The organism is Streptomyces sp. NEAU-W12, assembly GCF_026242095.1.
Taxonomy (GTDB): Bacteria; Actinomycetota; Actinomycetes; order Streptomycetales; family Streptomycetaceae; genus Streptomyces.
Genome location: NZ_JAPJDM010000037.1, coordinates 31,265 through 47,661, shown reverse-complemented (window position 1 = coordinate 47,661; position 16,397 = coordinate 31,265). Strand labels below are relative to the sequence as shown.

At 68.9% G+C, this 16,397-nt stretch carries 12 protein-coding genes and 2 CRISPR repeat arrays; of the genes, 2 read left to right on the top strand and 10 right to left on the bottom strand.

Annotated elements, in window-relative coordinates; translation table 11 throughout:
• The first annotated feature begins 180 nt into the window (after window positions 1-180).
• Entirely contained in the window at window positions 181-1,101 is a 921-nt protein-coding gene (locus tag ORI94_RS32595) for an IS3 family transposase (RefSeq protein WP_323056110.1), read from the top strand.
• A 97-nt stretch (window positions 1,102-1,198) separates the two neighbouring features.
• Here the strand turns inward: ORI94_RS32595 and ORI94_RS32590 are convergent, their stop codons facing one another.
• Together ORI94_RS32590 and ORI94_RS32585 are read right to left on the bottom strand one after the other, a co-directional pair.
• Window positions 1,199-1,870: an HNH endonuclease family protein gene (locus ORI94_RS32590; RefSeq protein WP_266082320.1), complete on the bottom strand. Its 672-nt coding sequence runs from the start codon at window positions 1,868-1,870 to the stop codon at window positions 1,199-1,201.
• A 274-nt stretch (window positions 1,871-2,144) separates the two neighbouring features.
• Window positions 2,145-3,185 (bottom strand): vWA domain-containing protein, encoded by a 1,041-nt coding sequence (locus ORI94_RS32585; protein WP_266082318.1) that lies wholly within the window; start codon window positions 3,183-3,185, stop codon window positions 2,145-2,147.
• A gap of 305 nt (window positions 3,186-3,490) precedes the next feature.
• On the opposite strand from ORI94_RS32585, the gene ORI94_RS32580 reads away from it, so the two are divergent.
• Window positions 3,491-4,150 (top strand): IS6 family transposase, encoded by a 660-nt coding sequence (locus ORI94_RS32580; RefSeq protein WP_266082316.1) that lies wholly within the window; start codon window positions 3,491-3,493, stop codon window positions 4,148-4,150.
• 96 nt (window positions 4,151-4,246) lie between these two features.
• Window positions 4,247-5,191: direct repeats of the CRISPR family, unit length 29 nt; unit sequence CGGAACACCCCCGCGTCGGCGGGGAGGAC.
• A gap of 17 nt (window positions 5,192-5,208) precedes the next feature.
• On the opposite strand, the gene cas2e is transcribed toward ORI94_RS32580, so the two are convergent.
• The 8 genes from cas2e to cas3 form a co-directional block, all read right to left on the bottom strand.
• The gene (gene cas2e / locus ORI94_RS32575; RefSeq protein ID WP_266082314.1) at window positions 5,209-5,526 is read right to left on the bottom strand and encodes a type I-E CRISPR-associated endoribonuclease Cas2e; all 318 of its coding nucleotides are present in this window, start codon (window positions 5,524-5,526) and stop codon (window positions 5,209-5,211) included.
• Window positions 5,526-6,479: a type I-E CRISPR-associated endonuclease Cas1e gene (gene cas1e, locus ORI94_RS32570; RefSeq protein ID WP_266082322.1), complete on the bottom strand. Its 954-nt coding sequence runs from the start codon at window positions 6,477-6,479 to the stop codon at window positions 5,526-5,528. Before cas1e ends, cas2e begins: the two co-directional genes overlap by 1 nt.
• Before the next feature lie 56 nt (window positions 6,480-6,535).
• Window positions 6,536-7,189, bottom strand: a complete 654-nt coding sequence (cas6e, locus tag ORI94_RS32565; RefSeq protein WP_266082312.1) for a type I-E CRISPR-associated protein Cas6/Cse3/CasE — start codon at window positions 7,187-7,189, stop codon at window positions 6,536-6,538.
• Window positions 7,186-7,980, bottom strand: a complete 795-nt coding sequence (gene cas5e / locus ORI94_RS32560; protein WP_266082309.1) for a type I-E CRISPR-associated protein Cas5/CasD — start codon at window positions 7,978-7,980, stop codon at window positions 7,186-7,188. The genes cas6e and cas5e overlap by 4 nt, the downstream gene beginning before the upstream one ends.
• A complete protein-coding gene (cas7e, locus tag ORI94_RS32555) occupies window positions 7,977-9,104 on the bottom strand; it encodes a type I-E CRISPR-associated protein Cas7/Cse4/CasC (RefSeq protein WP_266082307.1) in 1,128 nt (375 codons plus the stop codon). The genes cas5e and cas7e overlap by 4 nt, the downstream gene beginning before the upstream one ends.
• Window positions 9,101-9,733, bottom strand: coding sequence for a type I-E CRISPR-associated protein Cse2/CasB (gene casB / locus ORI94_RS32550; protein WP_266082305.1), 633 nt, complete (start codon window positions 9,731-9,733; stop codon window positions 9,101-9,103). Before casB ends, cas7e begins: the two co-directional genes overlap by 4 nt.
• Before the next feature lie 74 nt (window positions 9,734-9,807).
• Complete coding sequence (casA, locus tag ORI94_RS32545) at window positions 9,808-11,403, bottom strand: type I-E CRISPR-associated protein Cse1/CasA (protein WP_266082303.1); 1,596 nt, start codon at window positions 11,401-11,403, stop codon at window positions 9,808-9,810.
• Between the two features lie 357 nt (window positions 11,404-11,760).
• Window positions 11,761-14,601: a CRISPR-associated helicase Cas3' gene (cas3, locus tag ORI94_RS32540; RefSeq protein WP_266082301.1), complete on the bottom strand. Its 2,841-nt coding sequence runs from the start codon at window positions 14,599-14,601 to the stop codon at window positions 11,761-11,763.
• A gap of 191 nt (window positions 14,602-14,792) precedes the next feature.
• A CRISPR array of direct repeats spans window positions 14,793-16,347; the repeat unit is 29 nt; unit sequence GTCCTCCCCGCCGACGTGGGGGTGTTCCG.
• Window positions 16,348-16,397: the final 50 nt, after the last annotated feature.

Here is a 16,397-nt window from a genome sequence, read left to right as displayed (position 1 = left end):
CCCGCCACCGTCGCCACACTTCACGCTTTTGCTCGTCCGACAGCCCCGGACGCCCGATTCTCGCCACCCAGCAACACCTCCAGCAGCAGTTCTACCTGGGATGTTGCACCGACCCATTGACCTCACCGCGTCTTTCTTCGCGGCCGAGCTCGACCGGCCACACACTCGCTCGTAGCCTTCATCGACGAGCACCGGAACCGCTTCGGCGGTGTCGAGCCGATCTGCCGGGTCCTCACCGACCACGACTGCAAGATCGCCCCCTCCACCTATTACGCCCACCGCAAGCGACTCCAGGCCCCGCCCGCCCGCACCGTCCGCGACGCCGAGCTGAAGCCGCTCATCCAGCAGATCTTCGAGGTCAACTACCGTGTCTACGGGGCCAGGAAGGTCTGGCGCGAGCTGCACCGCCAAGGCCACATCGTGGCCCGGTGCACGGTCGAACGCCTCATGCGCGAACTCGGCGTCACCGGTGCCGTCCGCGGAAAGAAGATCATCACCACAATCCCGGACAGTTCCGTCGAGCGGGCACCGGACCTCCTGGACCGCAACTTCGTCGCGCCGGCCCCCAACCGCTGCTGGGTCGCCGACTTCACCCACATCAGTACCTGGTCGGGAGTGGTCTACGTCGCCTTCGTCGTGGACACCTTCTCCCGCCGGATCGTCGGCTGGTCCGCCGCCCTGTCGAAGGAGACCAGGCTCGTACTGGACGCCCTGGACATGGCCCTGTGGCAACGCGACCGAGACGAACACCCGCACCAAGCAGGTGAGTTGATACATCACTCCGATGCCGGGTCGCAATACACGAGTTTCCGGCTCGCCGAGCACCTGGACGCCGCCGGCATCGCGGCCTCGATCGGCTCCGTCGGCGACGCCTACGACAACGCCCTCATGGAGTCCACGATCGGCCTGTTCAAGACCGAGCTGATCAAGCCCGGACGGCCCTGGCGAACGCTTTCCCAGGTCGAACTCGCCACCGCCGAGTGGATCGACTGGTACTGCCACCGTCGGCTCCACGGTGAAATCGGGCACATCCCACCCGTCGAATACGAGACCAACTACTACCACGCAACCCCGAAACCCCAGGTCACAACCACAATCTGAAGTCTCTACCGAACCCGGAGCGGTTCAGCTTGTCGGGTGGCTGGCAACCGAAGGTGGAGGCGTGGGTGGGGTTTTGCTGCTTCAGCTGCGCAGGGGCCTATGGGGCCGGGGTGTAGGTGACGGCGGTGTCGCCGCAGCCGCCCGCGAGTTCGGTGAGCCGGTCGTTTTCGCTCTGGTCGGTGGTGAGGTTCCAGCGGAGTTTGGTGGCGGTCCACTCGGAGACGTACCGGCACAGGGCGCTCGTGGCGGGTGGGAGCCATTGGGCCGGGTCCTGGTCGCTCTTGGAGCGGTTGGAGCGTGCAGTGACGGCGACGAGGCTGGAGTCCTGGCCGAGGTCGTTGGCGTAGGCCTCGCGCCGTTCGGCTGTCCAGGCGGAGGCGCCGGAGTCCCAGGCTTCGGCGAGGGGGACCATGTGGTCGATGTCCAGGCCGGACGCCGTGGTGACGGTGGTCTCGTCGTAGTACGAGAACCAGCTGCCACCGGTCAGTGCGCAGCGGGCGCCGACGGCGGGGGCGGTGACGGCTTCGGCGAGGAGGACCTCGGCGCGGGTGTTGCAGCCGTCAGTGGGGTTCACGCCGGTGTTCCAGTGCCGGAAGGCATCACGGTTGTAGCCGTCGCGGGCCTCGACAGCCAGTGGCAGGGCGGCGATCGCATCGGTGAGTGGCAGCACGGTCGGCTCGGCCGCGGCGGCGTGGGCCGAACCGGAGGCGGCGAGCGAGGTGAGGGCGAGGGAGAGCGCGGCCAGACCGCGCGCGAGCTTGATGATCACGGGCCCTGTGATAGCGCCCGCCCCATGCTGTCAGGCCGGTTCGGCGGCTACGTCAGCCGCAGGAGTGAAGGCATTCACCCGAGCACCGCGCTCCACCCCGCCGGCTCTCCTCGCACCAAGTCGGCCCGACGGCCTCGTCGGGAGGTGGCCGACGTGAAGGCGGCAGCGGTCTCGGCAACAGGCACTTCTACGCCGCGCCCGCAGCCGCCGACTCTGCTGCTGGTGGGGTGCCGGGAGGACGAAGCCTCCGGGACCCGATGGGGTTTCCAAGGCGTCAGAGCATAAGCAGTAGCCGTGTGTTCGGTACGAGCTTCCGGTTCACGCTGGTGCTCTGCACGAAGATCGTGAAGTCGTCGTTGTGGTCCGGTTTGATGCGAACTTCCACGTCCGGCAGCCCGAGCAGGGCTCGGGCCTCAGGCCCCGTGTACACCCGGTCCGTCTTCTTCTCCAGCACCGAAATCTGCTTCTGCGCCTGAATCTTCTCCGACTTGCTCAGCTGGTAGAACGCACCACCGGTACGGTAGGTGTGCCCGCATTCGATGACCCAGTCCCGGATCGCCGCGTCACGAGCCACCGAGATCAGCTGGTACTTCGACGGATCCACCGGGGCGAGGCCGACCGCCTTGATGGTGTCCTTGTTGACCGCCTCCGCACCCGTGGAGAACACGGCCCGCGATCCCCGGATGCCCTGAGTGCGGCCCACCATGAACTTCTCGGTGGCTTCCTGGATGACCTGCCCGGCCTCCTGCAGGCCCTGTGTGCTCGTGGCGTCCCAGATGGCGATGTTGTCCTTCGGGAACCCGTACTGCATGGCCTCACGCTTGCCCATCTGGTCCGGCACAAGGACAGCCAGCGTCCAGTTGTCCTGCTGTGTTTCGATCATCTCGGCCACGGCCTCAACCAGTTCACGCGGGTCCTTGGTAGGGGCATCCGGGCAGCGATGACTTGCATTCTCCTGCCCGTCGGTGAGTACGAACGTCAGGAAGCTGTGGTCTCCGTACAGTTGAGCTGTCTGCGCCAGCTCCCGCTGCGATTTGAGCGTGGCCGCCAGCAGCGCCGTCATTCCACCAACCCGGTACAGCTGCTTCAGCGACGGCATCCGCAGCACGTCCTTGTCGTAGATGACGCACTCCACCTTGTCGGCGAAGACGTACACCGTGACGCGGGTTTCCTGGTCCAGTTCCTGCGATCGGCGGGCCAGATAGGCAATCTGCTGGTCGGCGACCTCGACGACCTTGTGGCTCAGGCGGGACATGGACGAACTTGCATCCAGCACAAGAGCAACGTGATTGATGTAGTTCTGGTTTCCGGACATGACAGCTCCCCCTCTTTCCGACTCGATGCTCCTACCGTCTCACCCACCACTGACAATCGATCTTGGCTCCCGGGCTGGATGAAGAGCCCGTCGGCCAGGGGCGCAGCCGGGACGCGGTACGAGACCCCGGGCACTGTCACAGCCCGGACGGATGGTAAGACGCTCGGTGCAATCCCCGATCATGGAGGATGGCGCTGTCACGTTGGCCGACCGGGTGGGATGTTCTTCGGGTTGATCATGCTGGGAGGGGTCGTCCGTGGAGGGCACGTCGCCGTCGTACAGGGGGGCACCGGTACCCGGCCGAGGTGATCTCCCAGTGCGTGTGGCTGTACCACCGATTTCCGCTCAGCTTCCGTGAGGTCGAGGAGTTCGTGCTCCAGCGCGGCGTCATCGTCTCCTACGAGACCATCCGCCGCTGGTGCGCCAAGTTCGGCCAGGCCTACGCGAACGGACTACGCCGTCACTGGCCCCGGACCGGCGACAAGTGGCACCTGGACGAGGTCTTCATCAAGATCGACGGTGGACTGAAGTACTTGTGCCGAGCCGTCGACCAGGACGGCAACGTGCTCGACATCCTCGTGCAGAGCCGACGGGACAAGGCCGTCGCCAGGCGCTTCTTCCAGAAGACGCGCGAGGTGCCGCGGGCGGTCGTCACGGACAAGCTCCGCCCCCACGGAGCGGCCCACCGCGAGGTCATGCCCTCCGTCGAGCACCGCCAGTCGAAGTACCTCAACAACCAGGCGGAGAACAGCCAGCAGCCCACCAGGCAACGCGAACGGGCTATGAAGGGCTTCCGCAGCGTGGGCGGAGCCCAGCGGTCCCTGTCCGCGTTCAGCGGCATCTCACCCCACTGCCGACCCCACCGCCACCTGCTCACCGCCCCCGACCACCGAGCCGAAATGGCCATCCGCTTCGCCATCTGGGACCACGTCACCGGAGTCGCCGGCACAGCCGCAACGACCTGACCCAGACTGACACTCGAGCCGACCACGCCCCGGCACGCCATCAGGCCCACGCACATCCAACAACGTGACAACGCCCAGCGAAGACGTTCAGATCGACGGAACACCCCCGCGTCGGCGGGGAGGACGATCGCTCCCCTTACGGTCCGTGACCGAGGAGTGGAACACCCCCGCGTCGGCGGGGAGGACGGCATGTACGCCACCCGCGGCGGGATCATCCGCGGAACACCCCCGCGTCGGCGGGGAGGACACAGACGTCGTCTTCACCCCGGGCGTGACCCGCTGGAACACCCCCGCGTCGGCGGGGAGGACCGAAGGAAGCCCCGCCGGTGGATCCGGCGGGGCGGAACACCCCCGCGTCGGCGGGGAGGACGGGTCGCCGTCGACCTCGGCGACCCCCAGCAGCGGAACACCCCCGCGTCGGCGGGGAGGACGCGGTGCTCTCGGAGAACGTGCAGCGAGCCAACGGAACACCCCCGCGTCGGCGGGGAGGACGCGGTGCTCTCGGAGAACGTGCAGCGAGCCAACGGAACACCCCCGCGTCGGCGGGGAGGACAAGGAGTTGGCGGGCAACCTGGACCGGTAGGCCGGAACACCCCCGCGTCGGCGGGGAGGACGTCGACCTCCCCGGCATCGGCACCGTCGAGATCGGAACACCCCCGCGTCGGCGGGGAGGACGGCCGCTCGCCGCCTCAGTCGGCGGGGATTTCCGGAACACCCCCGCGTCGGCGGGGAGGACGCAGTGGCGTTGGATGTACGCGAACAAGAAATCGGAACACCCCCGCGTCGGCGGGGAGGACCGGTCGACGCGGGCGCCGAGATCCGCGTGATCCGGAACACCCCCGCGTCGGCGGGGAGGACGAGGGCTGCCGCTTGGATCTGCGGGATCAGCGCGGAACACCCCCGCGTCGGCGGGGAGGACGGCGAGAAGTGGGACCCGACCGTGCGCGAGTACGGAACACCCCCGCGTCGGCGGGGAGGACTGATGCAGACCGACCACGCCCGCTACCTCGAACGGAACACCCCCGCGTCGGCGGGGAGGACCCTTCCTGACCTGCGCCTTAAGAGGGGGATTGCATTTCCTTTACCTTTGGTGCGGCGGTCATGCGGATCAGGGTAAGGCCGTCGAAGTCGATGGGGACCCGGCGGCGGGTTCCTGCAGTGCGGATGGCGTAGCCCTGTTCCGTGGTGGCGGGGTGGACAAGAACGGCGGCGCCGTTGCCCACGACTTCGGTGACGGCGTGCCAGAGTTCATCACGGACGCGGGCCGAGACGCTGCCGACGAAGATGCCGGGCACTACTTCGCTGGTCCATCGGCTGAGGGCGCCGCGCAGGTGGTCGGGGACCGCGGTGGTGGCGATGACGACCATGGAGGGCATCAGCCGCCTCCTTCGGCGTAGTTGACGCCTGCCGGGAGGACTCCGGCTTTGGGGTCCCAGAGGTGGACCATCCGCACGTCACGCCGTTCGGAGCGTTCCTCGTCAATGTCATCGTCGGCTGTGGTCGTGTGGGTGTGGGGCGGGGTCAGCAGGGACTGGACGTCCTGGACGATGCGGGGCAGGAGGCGCAGGAGTCGGAGGTCTTCGCGGAAGCGGCGGCGGGCTTCCTGTTCGGGGTTGTCGGAGCTGTGGAGGGCGAAGGCGAGGGGGAGGGTGATGTCGGCTTTGTAGAGGTCGGCGATGTCGTAGACGAAGGCGTGCTGGGTGCCGGCGTGGACGTAGCCGAGGGCCGGGGAGAGTCCGAGGGCGAGCAGAGCGGCGTGGACGACGCCGTACAGGCAGGTGTTGGCGGCGGACAGGGCCAGGTTGACGGGGTCCTGGGTGTCCCATTGGTCGGGCCGGTAGTTGCGGCGGAAGCGTCCGATGCCGTGCTGCTGCGCGAGGATCTTGTAGAACGCCTTCATACGCTGGCCTTCCATACCGCGGAGCTGGTCCAGGGTGACGGATTCCGGTACGTCGGCGTCCTTGAAGCGCATCCGGTACATGCGAACGGCGACCTCGAGGCGCCGCGTCGGGTCGGCCCACGTCGCGACCTGTTGTTCGAGCCAGTGGGTGGTGAGGGAGTCCGGGAGGATGCCCGCGTAGGCACGGACGCCGCCGGCTCCGACGCAGACGACGCTGGTGCCGTGCCGGGCGAGGGTGGTCAGGGCCGGGGTGGTGATGGAGACACCCGGGCCAAGGAGCAGGCAGGACAGGGCGGCGGTGGGGATGTAGACGAGGTCGGTGCGGTGTTCGTCGATCTGGATCTGCGCGCACACTCCGGTGTCGTCCTGCACCACGCGGACCATGTCCAGGTAGAGGAAGGACAGTGAGTCCGCGACGCGGGGGAGCATGGCCAGGGTGGGGGCGGCGAGGCGTCTGCGCGCGTCGCCGCCCCGTCGTGGCGTGCTCACGTGGTTCTCGCGGGTGCGAGGCTGAGCAGTCCCGCGCCGTACGGTTTGCCACGTCCGATGCCGTGGATGACGGCGTCTCGGAGGGCGTCGGGGTTGGTGACAGTGGCGGTGCCGTCGTAACGGAGCAGGCTGTGCCGCATACGGGGGGTGTCTCGGCCGCGGGGGCGGGCCGGCTCCATGCTGGTAGGGGTCAGGACGTGAAGGTCGAGGCCGGCTTCGGCGGCTCGGCGGAGCCACCACTGGTCGGCGTCGGCGCCGGAGAGCGGCACGATCTGTCCCCGCTTGCCCTTCTCCTCCAGGGAGAGCCGCTCCCGCTTGGCGGGGTTGAGGACGATGCGGTAGCGGACGCCGAGTCCCTTGCGCAGTGCGGTGAACATCGGGGCGAGGCTCTTGACGTCGGCCTGGCCGTATCCGGTGGGCAGGCGTGCCGGGTCGAGCATGGCGGCGGCCTGGACGAGGAGGGTGCTGGAGGTGTCGGTTTCGTCCAGGCGGTACAGCAGCCCGGCCTGGTGACGGGGGGCGTCGCCGAGGCCGTCGGGGACCATCCGCATGACGGTGCGGTGCATCTGGGTGGCGTCGCGCAGGTCCCGCTGCACGTCGCGGCTGTGCGGGTTGAGGCGGATGCGTGCGATCACCGGATGGTCGTTCATGCGCTTTCCTCGAGGTGGGCGTAGTCGATCAGGCGCTGCACCAGGGATTCTGGGGGGCCTGCGAGGGAGCGGGGCACCAGTACCCGGGTGCGGTGGAGACGGCGGCCTGTGTGGCTGCGGCCGTGCTGGGCGAAGCTCACCGGCACGTCGTTCACGTCGATGACGTCGACCGGTACAGGCTCTCCGGAAGTACTGGTGGACGGTGGCTGTTCCAGGAGGAATTCCACGGCGACCGTCCCGGCTTCCTGGCTGTCGCCGTCCTTCGCTCGCGGTGCGGTGCGGCTGAGCGGCACCCGGGTGCGGAGTTCTTCCTCGGGGTCGTCGACGTGGCGGCGCAGGAGGAACGGCTCGTCGGGGACGCAGGAACGGCGGCCCAGATAGGGCGCCCAGTGCGGGCGGTTCAGGGCATCCGCGAGGCGCTCGACGGTCTCGTCGGCTGTGGTGACGGCGACGACGAACACCGCGTCGGACAGGTAGTGGCGGCGGGTGATGACGGCTGCACCCTTGTTGCTGCCTCCGCTGGTGGCGGCGGTGCGGCCCTTGGGAAATCCGCCGCCGACGGTGTGGTAGTCGACGAGCCGGACGCCCGGCCGGTCCACGCGCACGGTGAACCGCAGGTCCTGGTAGCGGTCCAGGCCCGCCTCGTCGCGGCCGATTCCCTCGGCCGCAGCGAACATTCCGATCAGTGCGGAGCGGGTCGGGAAGGGCGCAGTGTCCCGCACCGGAGTGAACGCGGATCGTTCACCCCAGGACTGCAGAGGGCCGGCCAAGCGCAGCAGGAGCCCGCTCACTGCTGGTCCTGCACGGCGGGCACGGCGGCCTCGACGGCGGCGTCGATCAGCTGGTCGAAGGATTCGTGAGCGGTGCCGAGCCCGGTGTACTCCTCCTTGGGGTTGATGACGGCGTGGCCGTGGAAGCGGCGGTTGCGGTTACCGGTGAGGCGGTTGATGTTGCCGGCGTAGGCGTCGAGGGCCTGACGGGAGGGCTGGGAGAAGCCACCCTGCTGGTCGCCGGTGACGGGAGTTTCGAAGGCCGCGGCCAGGGAGAGCGGTCGGTGTTCCCGCACGGCGAGGTAGGCCAGGTCCGGGACGGTGTGCGGGGCAGTGCTGTTCTTCTTGGCCTGCGGGAGGGAGAGCAGGAAGTGCTCGGCGAAGGAGCTGAGTACGGTCCGGACGGCCTTGACATCGCCTTCCAGGTTCTTCAGCAGGTCGGCGACGTTGACGGTCGCGTACCGGTAGAAGACGCCGGCACTGAACTCGGCGGTGTCGAGGTGACCGCTGCCGGTCTCGGCCTCGCCCAGCCAGTCGTCGACGGCGGTGAAGTAGTCACGCTGCGGCTCGGCAGCGTGCGTGGTGAACGCGTGGGCGACCTGGGCCGCCCCGTCCACGTTGGCGTCCGGGAGCTCGGCGAGCATGCGGCCCAGCAGACTGATGGAGGCGGTGCGCCGCTTGAGGATCGCCTCGATCGTCTGGGGCGGCAGTACCTGGCCGGGCTTCTTCTTGTCCTGGGCCGCCTCCAGGGCCTGACGGTGCTCGGCGCACACGGCGGCCAGTTCGTCGATGGCCGCCTCCGGCAGGAACAGCAACACCGAGGTGTGGCCGGCCGATTCCGTGCCGATGCCCTTCTTCCCTGCGCTCGCGGCGACCTGCGCTCCGGCGAACGCGGCCAGCTCGGTCGGCCAGCCGGCGCTCTCAAGGGCGCGCTGCACCTTCACCGGCACCAGGCGGGTACGGGCGGCCCTCTCCCCGAGATCCTGCTCGACGCCGAGCCGGATGACCCGCTTCCAGGACTGGCTGGAGACCCGGATGCGGGGAGCGTTGCCGTAGCGCACCTGCTTGGGAGAGCCGAGGTCGTCACGGTTGAGGTTGGCGGCGGGCACCGACTGCAGGGCGCTCAGGTCCAGGTAGAGAGTCATCGGTCGTTCTCCTCGGCAGAATCAAAGTGGGCGGGCTCGGTCGTGCCGCTGCTGGCGGTGCGGAAGTAGCTCTCGAGCCAGCGGGTGGCGATACGGTCGCGGCTGCGGTTCCACCGGGCGAGGTCCTCCAGGAGGACCGCCCAGTCGACCGCGATGCCGCCGACCAGGAGCTGGCGGACGAGGGCGGGCAGGCCCGGATGGACGGCATCACTGCTCTGGCGGGCCATCAGGTGAAGAGCGCTTTCAGCAGAGTTCTCCTTCAGGACGCCCTGGGAGACGGCCTGGCCGAGCGAGGCGCCCAGGTTGGAACGCTCGTACCAGGAGACGGACGCGCTCTGGTCGGGCGTGGTGTCGCGGGCCGAGCGGGGACGTGCGGCGATCAGCGAGGCCACCGCGTAGTACGCCCGCCGAACATCGGCATGGTGCTGGTCGTCGTGGTCGCGCATCCACGGCACCAGGTAACGGTGCATGTAGTTGCACCGCTCCACCGGCAGCCCGAGCCCGCGCCGCAGGGCGGCACGGGCCTGCGTGGACTCGCACACCTGGTGCACGTAGGCGACGAACCGGTCCGAGATGCGGACGGTCGAGGAGGTCGGCGGAGCGGGCACCGCCGGCACGGAATCGGTCATGAGACATCCCTGATGCGGGGAAGGGTGAGGTGACGAAGCGCCGACGGCGTCGGCGTGGGCGCAGCCGGGCGGGTTCAGTCGGATGCGGACGGCTGCAGCAGTGTGAGAAGGAGGCCGCGGGCGCGGTGACGGGCGCGCGCCACCCGGATGTCCGCACGGTTGGCCTGGCCGATGGCCTCGTCGAGAGCCGCAAGAGCCGCGTCGACGAACGGTTTGTCGGCCCGGTCTGTGATGCGGCCGGGCTCGGTGAGCTGCCAGAACTTCTTCTCCGCAGCCGGCCAGTAACGAGTCAGCGCGGCAGAAGCCCACGGACCGGGCTTGCGGGTATCCAGCTTGATCTTGGCCTTGGGCGACAGGTCGACACCCGCGTCGGTGGCGATCTTCCAGGCGATCCTCGCGGCGAAGTCCAGCCGGTCACCTGCCTTCTCCGCAGCAGCGTGGCAGCGCTTGACGTGATAGGCCATCTCCGCGTCGTTCTCCTCCTGCCACTGCAGGACCTGCGGACTCGTCGCCCGGAACCAGACACTGTCCTTTTGCTGACCGTCCTGGTCGAAGCCGTAGGCGCGCACCCGCAGCCGTGACAGCAGAAGCTTGGGCAAATGCTCGAGAGCCGGAGGGCGCCGGGCATCCTGACGGCTGTCCTTCAGCAGCAGCGAGTCGAGATCCCGCCACAGGGCCCTCGCCCCGTCGGCCTCCCGCGGCTGGAAGTCCCCGTCCTTGCGCCGGTCGAGGATCTGGTACGGGTCACGCGCCTTCTGCGGCGGCTCGTGCGTCGACCAGGTGATGTAGGCGTCGGTCACCGTCCGGCCGTCCTGGGACGGCACGAGCAGCGCGGCATGACGGAACCGGCCGGTCAGCACCCGGCCCGGCCACGTGACCGGCGGCAAAGACTCCAGGGGGGTGTTGAGGTCCTCCTCCCACGGGTAGGCGTCCTGCGCCTCCCAGTCGACCTCGGCCTGAGGGCTCGGCACGGCCAGCACCAGCGTGCTGAACAGGTCGGGCCCCCAGGGAAAGTAGGAGACGGACTTGCGCAGCGGGGCCGCGTCACCGCTGCCCGCCCGCTCACCGGTGATCCGGCGGGGCGTGCACTGCCCGGACGGCCCGTAGTACAACTGCGCGATCAGATGCCAGGCGGCCTCGGCGGCCGGTACCGGCACGGGCGCTGTGTCGGTGAAATGCCCGAACAACACCGCCCCGTTGACGCCCGTGGGGCGGCCCATCACGAGCTTGTTCACTCCGGACGGGTTCGGCGCCCCCTTCGCGTCCACGCACTCCGCGCGCAGCCGCGGATCCTGGAGGAACGGCCGCTCGGGATGGAACAGGTCGAACCGGCCCACCAGGTCCGCCCGGCCGAAGTACGCGTCCACCGCCCGCGGATCGAACCGGCCGGCCTTCAGGACACGCTCCCGCAGATCGAACCAGTCGTCGATGTCCTCCGCAATATCCGGATCGTCGAGCCGGTCACCACCATCGGCAGCGATCCTCGCCGCGATCGGCGCCAGAACCCGCATCAAGCCCGCCGCTGCCGGCGGCACCGGGATCTCCAGGTCCTCGATCTCGTGCGCCCGCTTGAACAACTCGCATAAACCCACGCACGCCGACCCCCCGGTCAGCAGACGCACCGGAACCCACGGCTCGACCCGCAGGTCGAATCCCCCACTCACGGCCATCCCCTCCAACGCCCTTGCTCCCCATGACGCACAGGCACCGCAAAGCGCCTCAGCAGTCCTGCTCCCAGCGTCTCGACATTGAAACAGCCGCCACTGACAGCGGAGCCGTTTTCCGTCGGACGCAGCACCAGAGGGACGATCGACTTGCCCACGCTGTCCCGAATGGGCTATGAGCCTCCTCAACGCACCGCCTCAGTCGAGGAATTGACTGGCCCAGCCATGAGAAGAACTCATGCAGCCGGCCCTTCCCTGTCCCGTGGACTGCCGCAGCACCTTGGGGCTTGTGGTAGCCGTCATTATCATCGTGTTCGGCAAGCGTCCGGACCCGCCGACGTGGCGGTACCCGCCTGGACTCGGTCACTTACGGACAAGCCCGAGGTCCTCATCCAACCGCAGTGTCGTGCCGCCGACCGTCACGGCTTGCACACTCCCGCCCTGCACGGGCTGGCGAAGAACACGCAGTTCTCCGAGCATCGGGTGCTCCGTCCACGACTTCGGCGGGGCGACAGTGTCGGGATCCGCTTCCTTGAGCCAGTCGGCACGGACCGGAATGGTGCGGCGCATCACCTCCCGCACGGACGAGACCGGCATCTTGCCGTCCGACGCGGCCTGGGGAAGCAGTTGCTCACCCTCCGGGTCCAGAGTCGCCCGGCCGTCCTCCTGGACATAGGCGCACAGCAGTCGCACCGAGTCGGCGCCGAGCCTGGTGGACACCTCCCACTCATCCTCTTCACCGGGCAGATCGTGCAGGTCATACAGCGCGGAAACACCCCGCGCCCGCGGGACGGCAAGAAGGCCGGCCATGCTGCGTTCCGCCATTTCCCTGCCCTTGTGAGCCGTCCAGGCTTTCACCTCGCTGCCGCCCGGACTGTTCCAGTCAAAGTCCTCGTTGTCCCCGTGGACGGCTTCGACCAGGTCCTGCACGTCGCCCGGGATGGAGATGGTCCCGCCCCCGATTCCGGCAAGAGCGTGGGAGGTGGTGATGAGGAGGTGCTCGGAATACACCTCGCCCCACTGCTGTGGCGTCTTTCCGCCGCCCGCCATCGGGTCGAGCACCACAAGACGCGGCCCGCTCGCCCAGGCCGGACGGCCGCGCCCCTCGGGGTAGCCGTGCCGGGCCCAGTGGTTCTCGTGCCGCCAGCACCGTCCGGCCCGCTGCAGCAGCAGGGACAGCGGAGCAAGGTCGCTGATGACGATATCGACATCAAGATCAAGTGACTGCTCGACGACCTGGGTGGCGACGACGATCCGGCACAACGGACGCGGACCTCCGCGGCCCAGCCATTCGGTGATCTCCCGCGTACGTGCCTCTCGTACGTCCCCAGGGAAACGGGCATGCAGCAGTTGTACGCTTCCGCCTTGCTCGTGGGAACGCTTGCCGAATCGTTCACGGAGTCTCAGATAGGTGTCCTGCGCGTCCCCTACGGTGTTGCACACCACCAGGGCGGTGCCGCCCTCCCCCTCGCCCACCGGCTTCAGGAGCCGTTCGATCACCGCCAGTCGGTCCCGGGCGCCACCACCGGAACCGTGGACGACCGACTCCACCACGACATCGAGCTCCATGCCCCGCGCATGCGCCTGCTCATGCTGGCGAGCAGGCGAAATCTGGGTCGCCCGACCGCTCTCCCCGTCCACATACAACCACCCGGGGTAGGGCGCCGGGAACGTCTGTCTGCTCAGGGCCCGCATCTTGTGGCCGGCGCCCTGCAAGTACTCCTTGATCAGCCGGTCGCTGACCGACGCCGGTAACGTCGCCGACAACAGAACAACCGGCACGCCGTACGCCCCGAGCCAATTCAGCAACCGGCCCAGCAACACCTGCATGTACGGGTCATAGGCGTGGGCCTCGTCGACGATGAACGTCTTCCCCGACAGGCCCAGCAACCGCAGCGCGTTGTGCCGCACCGGCAGCACCGCCATCAGGGCCTGGTCGATCGTGCCAACCGCGAACTGCGCGAGCAACGGCCGCTTGGGCCCGCGCAGCCACCGCTGCGGCCGCATGTCCGCCTCCGCCCGCCGGCTCCCCACCCCGACCTCGTCACCGTCACAGGTCAGCACACTCTGCGTGTCCAGGTCCTCGTCGGCGTAAGCACTGTTCAGCCAGGCCATACTGTGGACCAGCGTCAACCCGGCGCCCTCGCCGGACTGACGCAGCAACGCTTTCGCGACCCGTTCGTGCATCTGATCGCTGGTAGCCATCGTCGGCAGCAAAAACGCGTACCCCTGCGTGCCGAAGACCTCGGACAGAACCCGCTCGGCCTCCAGAGCCGTCTCGCTCTTACCGTCACCCGGAGCCGCAGTGACGAGGAAGATGCCGCCACGACGCCCCTCTCCCATCGCCTCCCGCAACTCGTCCATCACGGACCGCTGCAACGGATTCGGCTCGCCCTGAATGCCGTACGCCTCCGCGAACCCCTTGCGCTGCAACCACACCCGGGTCAACCCGGCCTCGGCCAGCAGACGGGGAGCGTCCTCCTGGGAACGCATGAAATGATCCGCCAGCACCGGCTCGAGCCCCCGCTGGCGTTCCCGAAGATAGTCCTCCTGACTAACCAGCCAGTCCGCAAGAATGACCACCCCCGTCACCAGCACCGCGGCCGACGCCTTGAACACCCCCGGCGCCTGCGGCGCTCCCAGCGACTCGAACACCGTGGCCGCGTGCGCAGTCCTCTGCCGCGCCCAGGCGACCCCACCGAGAAACGCCGGAGCGATGCCGTCCTCGACGCGGTGAAAGCGTCCATGATGACCGCCGATGACCTCGGCCAGCCGCTCTGCGACCCTCAGTTCTCCATCAGCGGCAAAGCCCAGATCCGCCAGCACTTCCTTCGCACCCTGCAGGCCGGCTACGTCATGCCCGAACCGCTCCGCGCTCATCTTCATACGGTCGCCACCCAGCTCCGCGCTGAGGTACTGGCTACCGTGCCAGGAGCAGAACTGAAACCCTGAGAGCTTGCCGATGTCATGCAGACCGGCACACAGCCCCACGACCGCCCTCGCACGTTCCAACTCGCCTGCTAGCCCCATCCCGTCGGCAATCCGCAGACGCTGATTCTCGGACAGGTAGGCATCCCAGAGGTGCAGCGCCATCGCAGCAGCGTCCAGGAGGTGGCGGATCAGCGAATACGGCGGCAGCCCCGGATCCAAACCTCTCGACTTCCCCCACACCGACTCATCCGGCGCTTCCCACTTCCCCGGCATCCTCGCCCCCTCACTCCAGCCAGCGGACCACGCCCCACTGCTGGAGCCGGCATTCAACCACTCCCCACCGGCAGCATTGCAGCCGTCCGGCCCCGATAAGGTGACAACGTGCAGCCTCACCCGTCGCGACACAGAGCCCTCTTCGATGTAAAGGAAGAGCAAAGCCCTTCTTAAGCCGCAGGTCAGAAAGGGTCCTCCCCGCCGACGTGGGGGTGTTCCGGAGATGGGCAGCAAGATCCCGTACGCGGCGGAGTCCTCCCCGCCGACGTGGGGGTGTTCCGCCGAGACCTTGGCCGCTGATCTCCGCGACCGCGTCCTCCCCGCCGACGTGGGGGTGTTCCGGCGCGGTGATGTTCGCGGTGGTCACTGGGGAGGTCCTCCCCGCCGACGTGGGGGTGTTCCGCTGGCCCGTATCGCGGTGCTGGCTGAGATCGCGTCCTCCCCGCCGACGTGGGGGTGTTCCAGTCGGCCGGGACGTGCCCGGCCCGGAGCTGGGCGTCCTCCCCGCCGACGTGGGGGTGTTCCTGTCCCGGATCGTGTCCAGGGCGGTTGGGGTGAGTCCTCCCCGCCGACGTGGGGGTGTTCCGATGGAGTGATCGGCGTCGGCGTCAACGTGGACGTCCTCCCCGCCGACGTGGGGGTGTTCCGCCCTTGCTCAGACCCCGGCCACCGCCTGACCTGTCCTCCCCGCCGACGTGGGGGTGTTCCGCGCGGAGCTTCCTCGAGCGGCTGCACGGAGAGGTCCTCCCCGCCGACGTGGGGGTGTTCCGGCGATGGACGTCATCGACGCCGAGGAGGAGCGGTCCTCCCCGCCGACGTGGGGGTGTTCCGCCGAGCGCCTCCGCCGGGCCGTGGTGGTGGAGGTCCTCCCCGCCGACGTGGGGGTGTTCCGCGAACTCGCCGCCCGCGCCTCCATGAACTGGCGTCCTCCCCGCCGACGTGGGGGTGTTCCGGCCACCTGGATCTCGGCGGGAGTGGTCTCGGGGTCCTCCCCGCCGACGTGGGGGTGTTCCGCGGCCCAATGGATGGCTCAACCGTCCAACTGGGTCCTCCCCGCCGACGTGGGGGTGTTCCGAGGGCCGGGAAGGAGGACGAACTCCCCCACGCGTCCTCCCCGCCGACGTGGGGGTGTTCCGATGCACACCGCCTGCGCGCCGTAGCCGACCATGTCCTCCCCGCCGACGTGGGGGTGTTCCGACGCGCCGCACGGTGCACCTTCGGGCCGGCGAGTCCTCCCCGCCGACGTGGGGGTGTTCCGGCGAGCTGGGGAGGGGCGTCGCTGTGGCTCACGTCCTCCCCGCCGACGTGGGGGTGTTCCGCGTCGGATGAGGCGAAGGCTGGTGGCGTAGAGGTCCTCCCCGCCGACGTGGGGGTGTTCCGACGAACTTCAGCGACTGGTCGGATGAGATGTCGTCCTCCCCGCCGACGTGGGGGTGTTCCGGTCGGGCGGGGCCGGTACGCCCTGGCCGCCGGGTCCTCCCCGCCGACGTGGGGGTGTTCCGGTGCAGGCCCTCATAGATGAGGACCGGCCAACGTCCTCCCCGCCGACGTGGGGGTGTTCCGTGTCAGCGCACCTCGACCTGCAGGTGCATCGCGTCCTCCCCGCCGACGTGGGGGTGTTCCGGATCGGATCGAGCGGTTCGCGCTCATCGCGGCGTCCTCCCCGCCGACGTGGGGGTGTTCCGCGCTCTCGCCTACCGGCAGCATCGTCGGCCCCGTCCTCCCCGTCGGCGCGGGGGTGTTCCGGTACGTGCGCGGCCGCGCGGGCGGCTGATCTGGTCCTCCCCGCCGACCAG

Coding starts and splice junctions, on each gene's coding strand:
- ORI94_RS32585 (WP_266082318.1), bottom strand. CDS start 3,185: ATGTCCGGAAACCAGAACTACATCAATCACGTTGCTCTTGTGCTGGAT.
- cas2e (WP_266082314.1), bottom strand. CDS start 5,526: ATGCCCTCCATGGTCGTCATCGCCACCACCGCGGTCCCCGACCACCTG.
- casA (WP_266082303.1), bottom strand. CDS start 11,403: ATGGCCGTGAGTGGGGGATTCGACCTGCGGGTCGAGCCGTGGGTTCCG.
- cas1e (WP_266082322.1), bottom strand. CDS start 6,479: ATGCTCCCCCGCGTCGCGGACTCACTGTCCTTCCTCTACCTGGACATG.
- cas6e (WP_266082312.1), bottom strand. CDS start 7,189: ATGAACGACCATCCGGTGATCGCACGCATCCGCCTCAACCCGCACAGC.
- cas3 (WP_266082301.1), bottom strand. CDS start 14,601: ATGCCGGGGAAGTGGGAAGCGCCGGATGAGTCGGTGTGGGGGAAGTCG.
- casB (WP_266082305.1), bottom strand. CDS start 9,733: ATGACCGATTCCGTGCCGGCGGTGCCCGCTCCGCCGACCTCCTCGACC.
- cas7e (WP_266082307.1), bottom strand. CDS start 9,104: ATGACTCTCTACCTGGACCTGAGCGCCCTGCAGTCGGTGCCCGCCGCC.